Below are 16,236 nucleotides of genomic sequence, written 5' to 3' on the forward strand. Positions count from 1 at the left end.
ATGGTCGACATCGCGATCGACGACCACCCGCTCATCGACCCGGACATCGCCGACGACATCGCGAAGTTCGAGGATCAACTCGTCCGGTACCGCTCCGGCGACCTCGCCGAGGACGCCTTCCGGGTGTTCCGGCTGAACAACGGCATCTACGGCCAGCGTCAGGGCGGCGACAACCAGATGGTCAGGGTGAAGATCCCCGCCGGCATCGTCACCGCCGCCCAACTCGACCGCCTCGCCGACATCTCGGAGCGCCACAGCCGGGGCTGGGGTCACATCACGACCCGCCAGAACATCCAGTTCCACTTCGTACAGCTGGACTCGGTTCCCGACGTGATGCGGGACCTCGCCGAGGTGGGCCTCACCACCCGGGAGGCATGCGGCGACACCGTCCGCAACGTGCAGGGCTGCCATCTCGCCGGGGCCTGCCCCCACGAGGTTCTCGACATCACGCCCTGGGCCTGGGCGACCTACCGCCACTTCCTGCGCAACCCCCACGCCCAGCGGATGCCCCGCAAGTTCAAGATCAACTTCTCGGGTTGCGCCACCGACTGCGGCCAGGCGATGTTCAACGACGTCGGCGTCATCGCAACCACGCGCACCCTCGACGACGGCACCGTCGAGCCCGGCTTCCGGGTCTTCATCGCTGGCGGCCTCGGCGCCACACCGCACCCCGCGCTCGCGCTCGAGGACTTCACCCCCCGCGAGGACCTCCTGCCGACGATCGAGGCGTGCCTGCGGGTCTTCGACCACAACGGCAACCGGGAGAACAAGCTGCGGGCCCGGATGAAGTGGCTCGTGGACCTCCTCGGCTTCGAGGAACTCCAGCGCCAGATCTTCAAGGAGCGCCACCTGCTCGTCGCCTCGGCCACCTGGCCCGGCGGCATCCCCGCCGAGGTCCTCGAGGCCGGCGACGCCCCCGCCGGGCGCCATGCCACCACCGAGGCGACCCCGGTCGGCTCGGGAACCCCGGTCACCCTCGTGCGCCGTGGCGACTACGAGCGGTGGGAGGACGCGAACGTCGTGCGTGGCGTCGCCAAGGAGACCGTTTCGGCCTATGCGTGGGCCCGACTCGGCGACATCACCGCCTCGCAGTTCCGTGCGCTCGCTTCGATTCAGCGCGAGCTGGGCGCCGACGTGCGGGTCACCAACCGTCAGAACCTCGTCTTCCGTGACCTGCGCGAAGATCAGCTGCGGCCCCTCTTCGACCGACTCTCGGTCATCGGCATGGCCGAGCCAGGTGCCGAGTTGGCACGCGACGTCGTCGCCTGCCCCGGCGCGGACACCTGCAACCTCGCCGTCACCCAGTCCCGCGGCCTCGCGGACGAGATCGGCACGGCCCTCGAGGCGGCCGGCCTGGCCGACGTCGGCGGCGTCCGCACGAACATCTCCGGCTGCACCAACAGCTGCGGTCAGCACCACGCGTCCGACATCGGCTTCTTCGGGGCGGAACGGCGCGCCCACGGTCAGTCCGCACCGGGCTACCAGATGCTGCTCGGCGGCCACGTCGGCGACGCCAGCATCCAGTTCGGCCAGAAGGCACTGCGGCTCCCGGCTCGCAACGCTCCGACGGCGGCGGTGCGCGTCGTCGGTCGGTTCGCCGCGGAGCGCGAAGCCGGCGAGGCCTTCCAGGAGTGGCTGGCGCGTGTCGGAGGTGCGGCCGAGGTCGCCCGGGGCCTGAAGGACCTCGACGAGTTCCCCTCCCCCGACAGCGCCCCGGAGTTCTACACGGACTTCGGCGAGACGGGCCCCTACGAGGTCCTGGTGGGCGATTCGGAGTGCGCCACGTGACGCCACTCACGATCCGCAACGACACGCACGAGCGCCTGCGCGACGCGGACCTCGCCGCACTGTCGTCGAGTTTCGAGTCGGCGTCGGCCACCGAGATCATCGAGTGGGCCGCCGACCGGTTCGCCCCGCACCTGTCGCTCGCGGCGTCGATGACCGATGCCGTCCTCATCGACCTGGCCGTGAAGGTCGATCCCGGCGTCGAGGTCGTGTTCATCGACACCGGGTACCACTTCCCCGAGACGCTCGACACCCTCGAACGGGTCCGGCGCGGATACGGACTCAACCTCAAGATCATGACGGTCCCCCGTCATGACGAACAGCTGTGGCAGGCGGATCCCGTGAACTGCTGCTCGGCCGTCAAGGTCGGCCAGCTCGACAGGGCCCTCGCGGGTCGTCAGGCGTGGATGAGCGGACTGCGACGTGCGGAGTCGGAGACCCGCGCCGACGCGCCGATCATCAGCCGCGACCTGCGGGGGCTCATCAAGGTCAACCCGCTCGCCAACTGGTCAGACGAGATGGTCGACGCGTACATCGCCGAGAACGACATCGTCGTGAACCCTCTGCTGCGACGCGGCTACCTCTCCATCGGCTGCATGCCGTGCACCCGACCCGTGCGCAACGGTGAGGACGCTCGCTCAGGTCGCTGGTCCGGCATGGCGAAGACGGAGTGCGGTCTGCACCTCTGAGCCGGTGAGCGATCAGCCCGACGCTGTGGAGTTGGTCCCACCACACCAGCGTTCGAGGTCGTCGAGCGAACACCGCTTCGGGGTGATCACCAACAGGACGTCCGCGGCGGCGAGCTCACTGAGGCCTGCGGCGACGATCGTCTCGCCACCGCGCCTGATCACTGCCACTCGAGCACCCCCCGGCGGGGGAGACTCTCGCAGGGTGACCCCGACGAGTGCGGAGTCGGCCGGGATGGTGACCTCGACGAGGTCCGCATCGAGCGCGTCGATGGGGACGATCTCCGGTCGAACCGCCACGGGCCCGTCGGCCTCGACCTCGAGGCGCCGTGCCAGCAGCCCGACGGTCGGACCTTGAACCGCAACCGACACCACGACCACCACGAAGGTCACATCGAAGATGAGGGCACCGTCGGGGTGACCGGCGGTGAACGGGATGGTGGCGAGCACGACGGGAACCGCCCCGCGCAGACCCGCCCACGAGATGACGGCCATCCTGCGCAGAGGTGTCCTCGACCACGCCAGGACCGACACGACAGCGAGGGGTCTGGCGACTACGACCAACGCGAGCGCGAGCACGACCGAGGACCCGATGTTGTTCGCGAGGTCACTCGGGAACACGAGGATGCCCAGAAGGAGGAACAACACGCCCTGGGCCGTGGCGGCGAGCCCCTCGTGGAAGTAGAGCATCCCCCTCGACGAGCGCTCCGCGCTCGCGACGACCACTCCCGTGAGATAGACCGCGAGGAACCCGGAACCCCCGACGACGGCAGCGGTCCCGTAAGAGAGGGCTGCGATGGCGAGCGTGATCACACCCAGAGACGACACTGCGGGCCCCGTCAGGCGGCCGATCAGCACGCGGGCGAACCAACCGACACCGACACCGACGATCAGCCCGAGCCCGAGCTGTGCGACGAGAAACCCGACCCAGTCCCACGCCGAGGGGTCCCCGCGCCAGACTTCGACCATGCCCACCGTCAACAGGACGGCGACCGGGTCGTTCATCCCGGACTCCAGCTGGAGAAGGCGACGACTACCCGTCGGCAGCGATTCGGAGCGCAGCGCGGCAAACACCGCGGCCGCGTCGGTGGAGGCGACGACCGAGCCGAGCAGCAGCGCCGTGGTCGGGTCCTTTCCGACCAGGAGCCACGCCGCCACCGCGACCACCCCGGCCGTGATCACGACGCCGACGGTTGCGAGGAAGGCGGCGGGAACCCCTGCGGAACGGAAGGCCGCCCGATCGGTGCCGAGCCCACCCTCGAAGAGGATGACCACGAGCGCGACGGTCGCGATGTTCTGCGCGAGCTCCGCGTCGTCGAAACGGACGAGCGCGAGACCCTCGTCCGCGACCAGCATCCCGAGACCTAGGAACAACAACAGACTCGGAATGCGGAAGCGGGCTGCGAGGCCGCTCGCTATCACTCCGATGAACAGCAGTCCCCCGGCGATCAGAACGCCGACGTCGACCGGGAATCCCGAGGTCACACCGACCCGACCCGCAGCGAACAGGACCGGGTCCGGTACGGCAAGGCCGACATGGCGACAATGTAACCTGCCCGGAACCTCCCGAAACGGGCCGATCGCAAGGCGCGAGGGCGCTCTCGCCCCGTATCGTCGTCGCGTGTCTCTGAAGGTCGCAGCGCTGGCCGCGCTCCTGTGCGCTGCTGCGCTCGCTGTCCCCATCGTCGTCGCGCTCGTGGCCGACGACGCTCCCGACATCGAGATCCTCGACGCGGCACCCCTCGAATCACCCGACGGGAACGGCGCAGGCGGTCGGGTCGAACTGATCACGGTCGACGGGCAACCCGAACTCAAGGTCGATCTGGCCGAGACGACGGTCCCGGCTGGCACGTTTCTCGAGGTCTGGCTCGTCGAAACCGACCGGGCCGTTGCCGACGCACCGGGCCAGTCACTCGGCCCGGTGCGCGATCAGGGACGCAACGTCCTGCCGACGGGCGTCGACCTGGACCGGTTCGCGACGGTCCTCGTGACCGCCGAACCCCTCGACGGCGACCCGGTCCGCTCCGGAGATGTCGTCTACGCCGCGACCTTCGACGTCACCACCCCCCGGTGACGCCCGAGCCCGTCCTCAGACGAGCGTCTCGACGAAGGCTTCGAGTTGACGCAGGCTGCGTACCTCGTGGACACCGTCGCAGTGCACGGCGTAGTCGCCGATGATCGAGTCGCCGGTGTCCCAGTAGGACCTCGGCTCGGGATTCAACCAGACCACCCGGCGGGCCTTCTTCTCGATCTCCTTGACCACCCACGCCGCTGACGCGTGGTAGTTGTTGCGGGCGTCGCCGAGGATCATGACCGTCGTCTTGGGCCCGACACCGCTGCCGTAACGCTCCCAGAAGATCTCGAAGGCGTGGCCGTAGTCGGAATGGCCGTCCACCCAGACGACGTCGGCCTCGGTGTTCACGCGATGGACGGCCTCACCGATGTCGTCGGCATGCTCGAACATCTCGGTGACCTCGTCGATCCCGTCGATGAACACGAACGACCGGACCTTCGAGAACTGGTTCGAGATGGCATAGACGAGGTGCAGGGTGAACCGGGCGAACGCCGCGACCGACCCCGACACGTCGGCGATCACCATGATCTCGGGCTTCGACGGCTTCGGGTAGCGGAACTTGGGCTCCGCGGGGACGCCGCCGTAGCTCAGCGAGTGGCGCACCGTACTGCGGAAATCGAGCGGCCCCCGTCGCCCGTGACGTCGCTTGCGGCTCAGCCGGGCGGCCAGCTTGCGGGTCAGCGGGTCGATCGCGCGGCGCAACTGCATCATCTCTTCGCGCGAGGCGTGCATGAAGTCCACGTCCTCGGGTAGGGGCTTCCGCAACGTCTTGGCCATGGCCTCGACCCCGCGGTCGGCAACGAGCCGGCGCCTGATCTCCGCCTCGATCTCCTTCTTCAACTTCTCGATGCGGTCCTCGAACTCGTCGCGCTCGAGGCGCTCCTCGAGTCGGCTCAACGGTTCCGGGCTGTCGTCGCGAACCTGGTCCATGAGCTTGTCGAGCATGGCGTCGAGCTCGAGGTTCCGCAGGGTGCGGTACAGGTAGTAGGTGCCGCCGACCGGTCGACCGGGCTCCATGCCCGCGTAGCGCTGCACCGACTGGCGGGCCAGCGCGCGCATCAGGGCCTGGTCGCCCTTCAACAGCGCCTGGTAGAGCCGCTCGGCCATCTCGTGGGGGTCACCCTCGGAGCCGCCGCCCCCTCCCCCGCCACGCTCCCCCGGCGCCGCGGGGAGATCGAGGAGGTCCGCGAGGTCCACGTCGTCGGCCCAGGCCCCGTCTTCGCCGACCTCGTACTCGCGGCCGCGCATCGAGAAGTACACCTCGAACACGGTCTCGAACGCCCGCCAGTGCGCGTGGTTCTTGATGAGGGTGGCCCCGAGCGCGTACTTGAACGCATCACGGTCGGCGAGGGGGATGTGGGTGACCGCCTCCATCGCGTCGAGATTCTCGGTGAGGCTGACCGGCAGCCCCGCAGCCCGCAGCTCGCGGATGAACCCGCCGAGCAGGTCCAAGAGCGGCGTCTCGGCGCCGTCACCGGCACCCGTGGCCACGGAGGTGTCCGCGTCGCTCACCAGGCAGACCTCAGCTCGGGGAGTCCGCGGCGTCGGCGAACGTGTCGTCGTTCGTGGCGAACTCCTTGACCGCACGTTCGATGTCGGCGCGGTACTTCAGGAGGATGTTCACGGTGTCGTTGGCGGTCTGCGCATCCACGGTGCTGACACCGAGCAGCACCAGCGTGCGGGCCCAGTCGAGGGTCTCGGAGACCGACGGTGCCTTCTTGAGCTCGAGTTGGCGGATGGAACGCACAATGCGGGCCACCTGGTCGGCGAGGCTCTCGGAGATTCCGGGCACCTTCCTGAGCACGATCTCCCGCTCGCGCTCCAGATCCGGGTAGTCGATGTGGAGGTAGAGGCAACGCCGCTTCAGCGCCTCGGAGAGCTCACGGGTGTTGTTCGACGTGAGGAAGACGAGCGGGATCTGGTTGGCCGTGACCGTGCCCAGTTCCGGAACGCTGACCTGGTAGTCCGACAGGACCTCGAGGAGCAGCGCCTCGGTCTCCACCTCCACGCGGTCGACCTCGTCGATCAGCAACACCACCGGGTCTTCGGCCCGGATCGCCTCGAGCAGGGGGCGGGTGAGCAGGAAGTCCTCGGAGAAGATGTCCTCTTCGATCTCGCTCCAGGACCGCTCCGCCTCGCGCTCGGACTGGATGCGCAGGAGTTGCTTCTTGTAGTTCCACTCGTACAGCGCCTTGGACTCGTCGAGCCCCTCGTAACACTGGAGACGGATGAGCCGCGCCCCGGTGAGCTCGGCGACCGACTTGGCGAGCTGGGTCTTGCCGGTACCCGCCGGGCCCTCGACGAGCACGGGCTTACCGAGCCTGTCTGCGAGATGCACGACGCCGGCGATGCCCGCGTCTGCGAGATAGTTGACGCCCGCCAGTCCCTCGCGGACGGCCGCGACGCTCTCGAATCGATGATCCATGCCCGCCAACCTAGGGGGCCGACCCGCCGATTCCCCAGCCGGTTCCCGCCTGGGGAGACGACGATCTCAGATGCGGATCTGACCGTCGCCGGTGACGACGTACTTCGTCGTGGTCAGCTGGGTCAGCCCCATGGGCCCCCGAGCGTGCAGCTTCTGGATAGAGATGCCGATCTCCGCGCCGAAACCGAACTCCTCGCCGTCCACGAACCGTGTGGACGCGTTGACGAGGACGGCGGCCGCGTCGACCTCGCGGGTGAACCGGTTGGCCGCACCGATGTCGGAGGTGACGATCGCCTCGGAGTGCCCGGAGCTGGTCGCGTTGACGTGCGCGATGGCCTCGTCGAGGTCGTCGACGACGCGCACCGACATCTTGAGGTCCAGGTACTCGGTGGACCAGTCCTCCTCGGTGGCCTCGCCCACGCCGGCGACGATGCGCCGTGTCATGGCATCGCCGACCAGCGACACGCCTTCGAGCGCCGCCACCGCACGCGGCAGGAACCGCTCGGCGACGGCGCGGTGCACCACGAGCGACTCGGCAGCGTTGCACACCGACGGGCGCTGCATCTTGGCGTTGACCAGGATCCGCTCGGCCATGTCGAGATCCGCCGACGCGTCCACGTAGACGTGGCAGTTGCCGTCGCCATCGATGATGGTGGGGACGGTGGCGTTCGCCTTCACCGAGGCGATCAGCTTTCGACCTCCCCGTGGGATCAGACAGTCGATGTGGTTCGACAGCTGCATGAACTCGACGGCCGCCGAATGGCGGGTGTCCTCCACGAGCAGAAGTGAGTCCTCGGGCAGACCCGCCGACGCGAAGGCCTCACGCAGGACCGCCGCGATCGCGATGTTCGAGTTGATCGCCGACCCGGAGCCGCGCAGGAAGGCGACATTGCCGGACTTGAGGCACAGACCGGCGGCGTCGGAGGTGACGTTCGGGCGGCTCTCGTAGATGATCGCGACCACTCCGAGGGGCACCCGGACCTGACGGATCTCGAGCCCGTTGGGTCGCACCCAGCCGGCGACGATCTCTCCGACCGGGTCCGCGAGTCCGGCGACCTGTCGCAGCCCGGCGGCCATTGCGGCAACCCTCGCGTCGCTGAGGCGGAGCCGGTCCACCAGGGCCTCGGGCACGCCGTTGACGGCTGCGGCGGTGATGTCGGCCTCGTTGGCGGCCACGAGACCGTCACGCCGGGATTCGAGCAGGTCGGCGGCCCGACGCAGGGCATCGTCCTTGCGCGCCGTGGAGGCCTGGGCGAGCGCCGGCGCCGCAGCTTTCGCCCGCTCACCAAGGGCCAGCATCGCGGCGCGGGTGCGGCCGCCTTCGTCGAGTCCGTTCCCGTCTGCATTCACGTCAGCGAGGGTACCGGGACCGGGCCGGACGAACCGATACTCTTTCGACGCCTCCTGGGGGCTCTCGATGACGACGACATCCGATGCTCCGGGGCCGTCCGGGGCCCGCCGCCGCTCCCGCCTCAGCGGGCGCAACGCCGTGCTCGTCGGCGCGGGAATCATGGTGTCGCGCCTGGCCGGACTCGGCCGCGAGGTCCTCATCGGCCGCACACTCGGAGCGCGCTCCGCCGAGGCCGACGCGTTCGGCGCCGCCCTTCGGATTCCCCAGGTCATCCAGAACCTGCTCGGCGAAGGGGCCCTGTCCGCCTCGTTCATCCCCGTTTACTCACGGCTGCTCGACGAGGGGGACGAACGCGAGGCGAGCCGTGTCGCCGGCGCAGTGCTGGGCCTGCTGGCGTTCCTGACCGGCCTGCTCGTCCTCGTCGCCGTCGTCCTGGCCCGCCCGCTCACCGCCGTACTCACTTTCGGCTTCGAGGGCGAGAAGTTCGACCTGACCGTTGCGCTCACGCGGATCATGGCGGGCGGTATCGGCTTCATCGTCCTCGGCGCGTGGTGCCTCGGGGTCCTCAACGCGCACCGCCGCTTCTTCTTGTCCTACGTCGCTCCGGCGCTGTGGAACATCGTGATCATCGGTGCGCTCGTCACCGGATCGGTGCAGGGCTGGAGCCTCGGCGACATCGCCCGCGCCGCCGCATGGGGCGTGTTCTTCGGCGGCCTGGCCCAGTTCGTCGTGCAGATCCCCTCGGTCATCAAGCTCGTGCCACGCCTGCGACCGAGCCTGAACAGGGGACATCCCGGCGTCGTCGAGGTGACCCGGCGCTTCGGCCCGGCCGTCGCGGGGCGCGGCGTCGTCACGTTGTCGAGCTACGTGGACCTGCTGCTCGCGTCCTTTCTGGCCACCGGAGCCGTCGCCACCCTCGACCGGGTCCAGGTGCTGTACCTCCTGCCGATCAGCGTCTTCGCCCTCTCCATCGCCGCGGCCGATCTCCCCGAGTTGTCCCGGGAGCTCGGACAGTCGGCGCTGATGACACGGCGCCTCGCCATCGGCGCCGAGCGGGTCGCCCTCTTCCTCGTTTTCTCGGCGGTGGCATTCGTCTTCGGTGGGCGCCTCATCGTGTCCGCCCTCTTCGAGAACGGGGAGGAGTTCCTGCGCGACGACGCCATCGTCGCGTGGGTCGTCCTGGCCACCTACAGCCTGGGGCTGGTGCCGTCGGGACTCTCGCGCCTGCTGCAGAACGCGTGCTACGTGGTGGGCGACGTTTCCGGGCCGGCCCGGATCGCCGCGTTCCGGGTGGCCTTCGCCGCCGGCGCCGGGCTCGTGTTGATGTTCCAGTTCGATCGCTTCGCCGTCATCGGCAGCGACCTGCTGAGCGTGGGAGACCTCCCGGCCTTCGGACCGGTCGCCTCGGAGGCCCGCAGTTCGGGCGACTTCGCCCGACTGGGTGCTGTCGGCCTCGCCGTCGGGTCGATGCTGGGGGCCTGGATCGAGCTGTCCATGCTCCAGGCCCGCCTTCGGCGCCACATCGGACACGCCGCCCCGTTCCGACGGGCGCTGACGAGGCTCCTGCCGGCCACAGCGGCAGCCACCGTGACGATGATCGTGCTCGGCGCGCTCGTCTGGAGCGCACCGGCCCTGCTCGCCACCGTCGTCGCGGTCGGTGCTGCGGGCGTCGTCTTCCTCATAGTGGCGAACAAGGCCGGCAACATCGCCGCACGATCACTGCTGCGTCCGCTGCGCCGCGTCCTGTGGGGTCAGCCGCTGCGCTGAGCTCCGACGCGGAGTTCCCGTCCCGTCGTCCTGCTCAGGGCAGGACGACGAGGTCGTCGCGGTGGATCACCTCGTCGGGCAGGAGGTTCTCGTCGCTGTGCTGCCCGGCGATGGCGCGCATCTCGACGGACGTGACCGCGACGAGACCCTTAGCGAAGACCGACCCGTCGGGGCCGACCACCTCCACTGCGTCGCCGACCCCGAAGTCACCTTCGACGGAGGTGACACCCACCGGCAACAGGGACGTGCCGCGTTCGACCAGTGCCCGGCGCGCTCCGGCATCGACTGCCACCCGGCCCGCGGCGCGCACGGCGAAGGCGATCCACAGCCTGCGCGCCGGAAGCTGGGCGGCCCGCGCCCGCACCGTCGTTCCCACATCGTCGCGGCCGGTGACGGCGTCCACCAGGACGTTCGGCCGGTCCGCCGCTGCGATGACGGTCGTCACCCCGGACCACGAGGCGATCTTGGCGGCCGACAGTTTCGAGGCCATTCCGCCCGATCCGAGCCGTGAACCACCGCCGGCCACGGCCTCCAACTGGTCGTCCACCTCGGCGATCTCGGCGATCAACGACGCGTCGGGGTCGCGGCGGGGGTCCACGGTGAACACACCGGCCATGTCGGTCAGCAGGACCAGCATCTCGGCACCGACGAGGTGCGCCAACAGCGCAGCGATCCTGTCGTTGTCACCGAAGCGGATGGCATCGTCGGCGACGGCGTCGTTCTCGTTGATGATCGGCACGACCCCGAGTTCCAGAAGTCGCTCGAGGGTGCCCCGCGCCCGCAGGTACCGGGCGCGGTCGAAGAAGTCGTCAGGTGCCAACAGGACCTGACCACCGACGATGCCGTGGCCTCCCAGAACCTCGTCGTAGACACCCATCAGGTGGCTCTGCCCGACGGCGGAGAGGGCCTGGAGGGTGACAGGGTCCTCAGGACGTTCGGTCATGGCGAGACGGGGCATGCCGGCGGCGATCGCGCCGGAGGTGACGAGGACGACCGTGTGACCCAGGGCACGTACGGCGGCCACCTGTGCACCGAGCCTGGCGATGGCGGAACGGTCCACCTCGCCGTGATCGTCGGTGAGGGACGTGGTTCCGATCTTCGCGACGACGATCATGAGCCGACCTCGTCGCTGTCGAGATCACCGCCGAGCCCGTCGACGAGGTCGTCGTCGGCCCAGGTGAACTCGAAGGCGCCGATGCGGACGGTCTCGCCGTGGCGGGCGCCCGCCCGCTCGAGACGCTTGTCCACGCCGAGGGACTTCAGGCGCTTCTGCGCGTAGGCGAGCGCTTCGGGGTTGGTGAGGTCCGAGAGAGCGACCGCGCGGGCTGCGGCGCGTCCACGTACGAGCCAGGCGCCGTCGAGGTCACGCTCGACGGTCACGTCGTCGTCACCGACGGGCCGGTGCACGACAGGGGCCGATGTCGGCGTCTCGTCGCTGCGTCGGCTCTCGCCGACGGCCCTGGCCATCGCGCCGACCAGGTCGTCGAGGCCCTGACCGGTCACCGCGCTGATCTCGAGGTGATCGGGCGCCACGGTCGTGACGGCCACGTCGGCGCGGGACCCCACCACGATCCGGGGTCGATCCAACAGCTCGGCACGGTACGAGCCGAGCTCGTCGAGCAGGACCGAGAGCTGGTGGGCCGGTTCTGCACCGTCGACCGGCGCCAGGTCGATCATCACCACGAGGACACGGGCGCGCTCGACGTGGCGCAGGAACTGGTGACCGAGGCCCCGCCCCTGCGCGGCGCCCTCGATCAGTCCGGGAATGTCCGCGACGATGATGCTGGTGTCGGCGTCGACGGTCACGACTCCGAGGTTCGGCTCGAGGGTGGTGAACGGATAGTCCGCGATCTTCGGCTTGGCCGCGGAGATCCGCGAGATCAGGGTGGACTTGCCCGCGTTGGGGAAACCGACGAGTGCCACGTCCGCCAGGAGCTTGAGCTCGAGCGTGAGCCACCGCTCTTCTCCGTGCTCTCCCTGCTCGGCGAAGGAGGGGGCCCGGTGCCGGTTCGAGAGGAACCGCGCGTTGCCCCGCCCACCGTCTCCGGCGTGGGCGGCGAGCCAGCGGTCGCCGTGAGCGGTGAGGTCGGCGACGACCGGGCCGTCCTTGAGCCGGACAGAGGTGCCGACGGGAACCTTCACGACGAGGTCGTCGCCCGACGACCCGTGCTTGCGCTTGCTCGAACCGTGGGTGCCGCTGTCGGCCCGGCGGTGCGGGTGGTCACGGAACGCGAGCAGCGACGCCACGTTGTGGTCCGCCTCGAGCCAGACGTGGCCACCGTTGCCGCCGTCGCCGCCGTCGGGGCCACCCCGCGCGACGTGGGCCTCACGGCGGAAGGACACGCAGCCCGCTCCCCCGTCGCCTCCCCTCACGTTGAGGTCGCACTCGTCGACGAACTGTGACACGGCTCCCGAGCCTACGAGAACACCGGGCCCACGCCCCCCGGCGGCCTGTGGCGCGGCATCACCGGCGGGCCCTGCGACGGCGTCGGTAGCTCCTAACCTTGCGGGCATGGACGACGCCGCGATACCGCCGCGACACCGCAGCCGCATCGATCCGACGACGGGGTTCGCTGTCGCCCACGACGCCATGGCCGTCGGCGACGGGCCGACACCCCCGCCGAGTCGCGAGGCTCGCGAGGAACTCGAGGACGGCCTCCTGGCCCGTCACGCCACCCGGGCGGTGGGCGCCGGTGACAGGGCTCTCCCTGAGGAACCCGATGCCCTGCGGACCTGTTTCGAGCGCGACCTGGACCGGATCCAGCACAGTCGGCCGTTCCGGCGCCTCGCCGGAAAATGCCAGGTGGTGATCGCCCCCGACGACGACCACCTCCGCACGCGCCTCACCCACGCGATCGAGGTCGCCCAGGTGGCCGTGTCGATCGCTCGTCCACTTGGACTCAACGTGGCGCTCACGGCAGCCGCGGCACTGGCCCACGACTGTGGACACGGCCCCGCCGGCCACGCGTCCGAAGAGGCCCTCAGTCCCTTCGTCGAGGGCGGCTACCACCACGCGGTGTACGGCGCCGACGTGATCCTGGAGCCGTTGAACCTCTGCGCCCAGACCCTCGACGCGGTCCGCAACCACTCGTGGAACCGGCCGACACCGGCGACGCCGGAGGGTGAGGTGGTCGCCTGGGCGGACCGCATCGCGTACTGCTGTCACGACTTCGAGGACGCCGTCGACGCCGCGATCGTCACCCCCGCCGACCTCCCCGACATGGTGAGCGACACGGTCGGGCGGGACCGGCGCAGCCAACTCGGGGGATTCATCACGGCGATGGTCGACGCCGTCTCGTCCACCGGACGGGTGACGATGCGCCCCGCGGAGGCCGAGGCGCTCGGCGCGTTCCGCGCGTTCAACTACGAGAACATCTACCTGCGACCCGAGTCACGCCGTCAGGCGGAACTCGTTATCTCGATGCTGCGCCAACTGGTGGAGTGGCTGGCCACCGAGCCTGCTGCCATCGGAACGGGTTCGGTGCACCCACCCTCGAGCGATGGAGCCGTGGCGGACGCCGTCCGGTACGTGAGCGGGATGACCGACAGGTTCGCGATGCGCCTCGCCACGGAGAACCTCGGGTGGCGCCACGACGACCTGCCCGTCACCATCTGAGACGCACCGGCTATCCCGACCTGCCCGTCACCATCTGAGGCCGACGGGCGGCCCGATCCGTGACTACTCGGTGTCGGGGAGGACGTCGACGAGCTTGCGCCCGCGACGCGAACCGAACTTGATCTTGCCGTCGCTCTTGGCGAACAGCGTGTCGTCGCCACCGCGTCCGACGTTCTCGCCGGGGTGGATGCGGGTTCCCCGCTGGCGCACGATGATGGATCCGGCGGTCACGTGCGTGCCGTCGTAGACCTTCACGCCGAGGCGCTGCGCCTGTGAGTCACGCCCGTTGCGGGTTGAGCCTGCGCCCTTGGTCTTCGACATGTCGTCAGCCCCTGGTGATGCCGGTGATCTCGAGCCGCGCGTACGTCTGGCGGTGACCCCACCGACGGCGCTGGTTCGACTTGTTCTTGTACGTGAAGCCGTTGATCTTCGGGCCCCGCACCTCGTCGAGCACGGTGGCGGTGACCGACGAGCCGGCGAGTTGGTCCGGGGTGGCGAGCACGGTGTCGTCGTCGACGAGCAGAACCGGCGACAGTTCCACCGTCGAGCCGACGTCGACGCCGAGAAGTTCGACGTCGACCGTCTCGCCCTCGGCGACGCGGTACTGCTTTCCACCTGATGAGATCACGGCATACATGGCTTCACCACGCTACAAGTCGGGGGGGCGGTGACCAACCTCACGGACCCACGGGTTCTACGGGACGTCATGGGGGGTCAGATGCCCTCGGTGAGGGCCTCGTCGAGACCGTAGCCACGTCCCTCGCAGACCGGACACGTCCGGGAGAAGGACTCGATGAGTCCCTCGCCGATGCGCTTGCGGGTCATCTCCACGAGCCCGAGGTCGGAGATGTCGAAGACCTGCGTGCGCGTCTTGTCGTGCGAGAGGGCCTCGCGGAACTCCTTGATCACCTTCGCCCGGTTGCTCTTGGACTCCATGTCGACGAAGTCGATGACGATGATGCCGCCGATGTCACGCAGGCGCAGCTGGCGGGCCACCTCGTTGGCGGCCTCCAGGTTGTTCTGGTAGACGGTCTCCTCGAGGCTCTACTTGCCGACGTTCTTGCCTGTGTTCACGTCGATGACCGTCAGTGCCTCTGTGTGCTCGATGACCAGCGAGCCGCCCGAGGGCAGCCACACCTTCGAGTCGAGGGCCTTGTGGAGCTGTTCGTGAACGTGGTAGCGCTCGAAGAGGTCGATGGCCTCCTCCCCCACGTCGAAGTACTCGACGCGTTCGGCGAGCGCGGGGGTGATCGACGAGACGTAGTCGTCGATCTGACCGAACAACGTGCGGTCGTCGATGACGATCGACCGGTAGTCCTTGGTGAACTCCTCGCGGATCACCCGCACCGACATCTCCGGCTCCCGATAGAGCAGCGACGGGGCACCCGATGACTTCGCCAGCTTCTCGATCTCGTCCCACTGCGACAGCAGTCGCTTCACGTCGGCCTCGATCTCGGGGGCGGTGATGCCCTCGGCGGCCGTGCGGACGATGACGCCGTGCTGTTTGGGCTTGGCGCCGTCGAGGATCTTGCGGAGCCGCTTGCGTTCCTTGTCGGGCAGCCGCTTGGAGATCCCGTAGGTGGAGCTGTTGGGGACCAGCACGACGAAGCGACCCGGCAGCGACACCTCCTGGGTGAGACGGGCGCCCTTGTGGGCGATCGGGTTCTTGGTCACCTGGCACAGGATCGACTGCCGGGGCTTGAGGATCTGCTCGATCTTCGGCGTGGACTTCTTCTCGAAGTCGTCGGCGTCATAGGTGACGTCGCCGCGGTACAGCACCGCGTTCTTCGGGGTACCGATGTCGATGAAAGCGGCTTCCATCCCGGGCAGGACGTTCTGCACCTTGCCCAGGTAGATGTTGCCGTGGATCTCCGAGACGTCGTCGGCCGGGCGGCTGACGTAGTACTCGATCAGACGGCGACCCTCGAGGATCGCTATGTGCGTCGCCTCTGGTTGGACGTGGACGGCCATGAGGTAGCGGCCCACGGGCTTTCCCTTGCGCTCGCGCCCGCGGCGCGCCGCCATGGTCTCCTCGTCGAGTTCCACCGGGTCGCCCGTGAGCGCCTCCACCGGCTTTCGTCCGCCACCGCCGGATCCACCGCCGGAGCGGCGCCGACCACGGCCACCGCGTCGGCGTCGTCGTCGGCCACCGCCTGAGCCGGAGCCACCGCCGGATCCCGAGTCGGAACCTCCACCGGAGTTGGTCTGTCGCTGCGAGCGTTGACCGTCCCCTGACGAGGAGCGGTCGCCGCCTCCCCCGGAGCCTCCCCTGCTGCGGGACCGGCCGGACCGGCGACGCGAGTCGCCGGAGCGGGACCGGTCGGCGTCGCCGTCTCGACGGGAATCGCCTGCGCCATCCGCACTCGGTGGAGCGGGGCGGGTGTCGCCGATCTTGGGCTTCGGCGGTGTGTCGGCGGCACCGTTGGTGCCGCCGGAGTCGGAGCGTCGGCCGGCGTCAGCCGTCGACGATCCTGTGTTCTTCGCCGGATCTGGACGATCCGAAACCGGCGAGTCGGCCATCTGAAAGTTCCC

13 protein-coding genes and 1 pseudogene are annotated in these 16,236 nt (G+C 69.3%); 5 read left to right on the forward strand and 9 right to left on the reverse strand.

From position 1 onward, the window contains the following. Complete coding sequence (locus RIE08_05915) at positions 1–1,788, forward strand: nitrite/sulfite reductase (protein ID MEQ8717129.1); 1,788 nt, start codon at positions 1–3, stop codon at positions 1,786–1,788. Further along, positions 1,785–2,474: a phosphoadenylyl-sulfate reductase gene (locus tag RIE08_05920; GenBank protein ID MEQ8717130.1), complete on the forward strand. Its 690-nt coding sequence runs from the start codon at positions 1,785–1,787 to the stop codon at positions 2,472–2,474. Before RIE08_05915 ends, RIE08_05920 begins: the two co-directional genes overlap by 4 nt. 12 nt (positions 2,475–2,486) lie before the next feature. On the opposite strand, the gene RIE08_05925 is transcribed toward RIE08_05920, so the two are convergent. Next, positions 2,487–3,956, reverse strand: coding sequence for a potassium/proton antiporter (locus RIE08_05925; protein MEQ8717131.1), 1,470 nt, complete (start codon positions 3,954–3,956; stop codon positions 2,487–2,489). Positions 3,957–4,092: 136 nt separating this feature from the next. Between RIE08_05925 and RIE08_05930 the strand changes: the two genes are divergently transcribed. Next, the gene (locus RIE08_05930) at positions 4,093–4,545 is read left to right on the forward strand and encodes an anti-sigma factor (protein MEQ8717132.1); all 453 of its coding nucleotides are present in this window, start codon (positions 4,093–4,095) and stop codon (positions 4,543–4,545) included. 15 nt (positions 4,546–4,560) lie between these two features. On the opposite strand, the gene RIE08_05935 is transcribed toward RIE08_05930, so the two are convergent. From RIE08_05935 to RIE08_05945, 3 genes are all read right to left on the reverse strand, one after another. Then, a complete protein-coding gene (locus RIE08_05935) occupies positions 4,561–6,057 on the reverse strand; it encodes a VWA domain-containing protein (protein MEQ8717133.1) in 1,497 nt (498 codons plus the stop codon). 10 nt (positions 6,058–6,067) lie between these two features. Continuing rightward, positions 6,068–6,970: a MoxR family ATPase gene (locus RIE08_05940; protein MEQ8717134.1), complete on the reverse strand. Its 903-nt coding sequence runs from the start codon at positions 6,968–6,970 to the stop codon at positions 6,068–6,070. Positions 6,971–7,036: 66 nt separating this feature from the next. Next, the gene (locus RIE08_05945; GenBank protein MEQ8717135.1) at positions 7,037–8,320 is read right to left on the reverse strand and encodes a glutamate-5-semialdehyde dehydrogenase; all 1,284 of its coding nucleotides are present in this window, start codon (positions 8,318–8,320) and stop codon (positions 7,037–7,039) included. A gap of 67 nt (positions 8,321–8,387) precedes the next feature. Here RIE08_05945 and murJ point away from each other — a divergent pair, with 67 nt between their 5' ends. Next, positions 8,388–10,088, forward strand: a complete 1,701-nt coding sequence (murJ, locus tag RIE08_05950) for a murein biosynthesis integral membrane protein MurJ (GenBank protein ID MEQ8717136.1) — start codon at positions 8,388–8,390, stop codon at positions 10,086–10,088. A 34-nt stretch (positions 10,089–10,122) separates the two neighbouring features. On the opposite strand, the gene proB is transcribed toward murJ, so the two are convergent. Both proB and obgE read right to left on the reverse strand, forming a co-directional pair. Further along, positions 10,123–11,202, reverse strand: a complete 1,080-nt coding sequence (gene proB / locus RIE08_05955; GenBank protein ID MEQ8717137.1) for a glutamate 5-kinase — start codon at positions 11,200–11,202, stop codon at positions 10,123–10,125. Beyond that, positions 11,199–12,494 (reverse strand): GTPase ObgE, encoded by a 1,296-nt coding sequence (gene obgE, locus RIE08_05960; GenBank protein ID MEQ8717138.1) that lies wholly within the window; start codon positions 12,492–12,494, stop codon positions 11,199–11,201. Before obgE ends, proB begins: the two co-directional genes overlap by 4 nt. 106 nt (positions 12,495–12,600) lie before the next feature. Here obgE and RIE08_05965 point away from each other — a divergent pair, with 106 nt between their 5' ends. Continuing rightward, entirely contained in the window at positions 12,601–13,704 is a 1,104-nt protein-coding gene (locus RIE08_05965) for an HD domain-containing protein (GenBank protein ID MEQ8717139.1), read from the forward strand. Positions 13,705–13,767: 63 nt separating this feature from the next. Here RIE08_05965 and rpmA read toward each other — a convergent pair whose 3' ends face one another. The 3 genes and pseudogenes from rpmA to RIE08_05980 form a co-directional block, all read right to left on the reverse strand. Continuing rightward, on the reverse strand, positions 13,768–14,025 hold the full coding sequence (gene rpmA, locus RIE08_05970) for a 50S ribosomal protein L27 (GenBank protein MEQ8717140.1): 258 nt from the start codon (positions 14,023–14,025) through the stop codon (positions 13,768–13,770). 4 nt (positions 14,026–14,029) lie between these two features. Further along, the gene (gene rplU / locus RIE08_05975; protein ID MEQ8717141.1) at positions 14,030–14,341 is read right to left on the reverse strand and encodes a 50S ribosomal protein L21; all 312 of its coding nucleotides are present in this window, start codon (positions 14,339–14,341) and stop codon (positions 14,030–14,032) included. A gap of 77 nt (positions 14,342–14,418) precedes the next feature. Next, a pseudogene (locus RIE08_05980) lies at positions 14,419–16,224 on the reverse strand (Rne/Rng family ribonuclease). Positions 16,225–16,236 lie beyond the last annotated feature (12 nt).

This window comes from Acidimicrobiales bacterium (genome assembly GCA_040219085.1).
In the GTDB taxonomy this organism is placed as follows: Bacteria; Actinomycetota; Acidimicrobiia; order Acidimicrobiales; family JAVJTC01; genus JAVJTC01.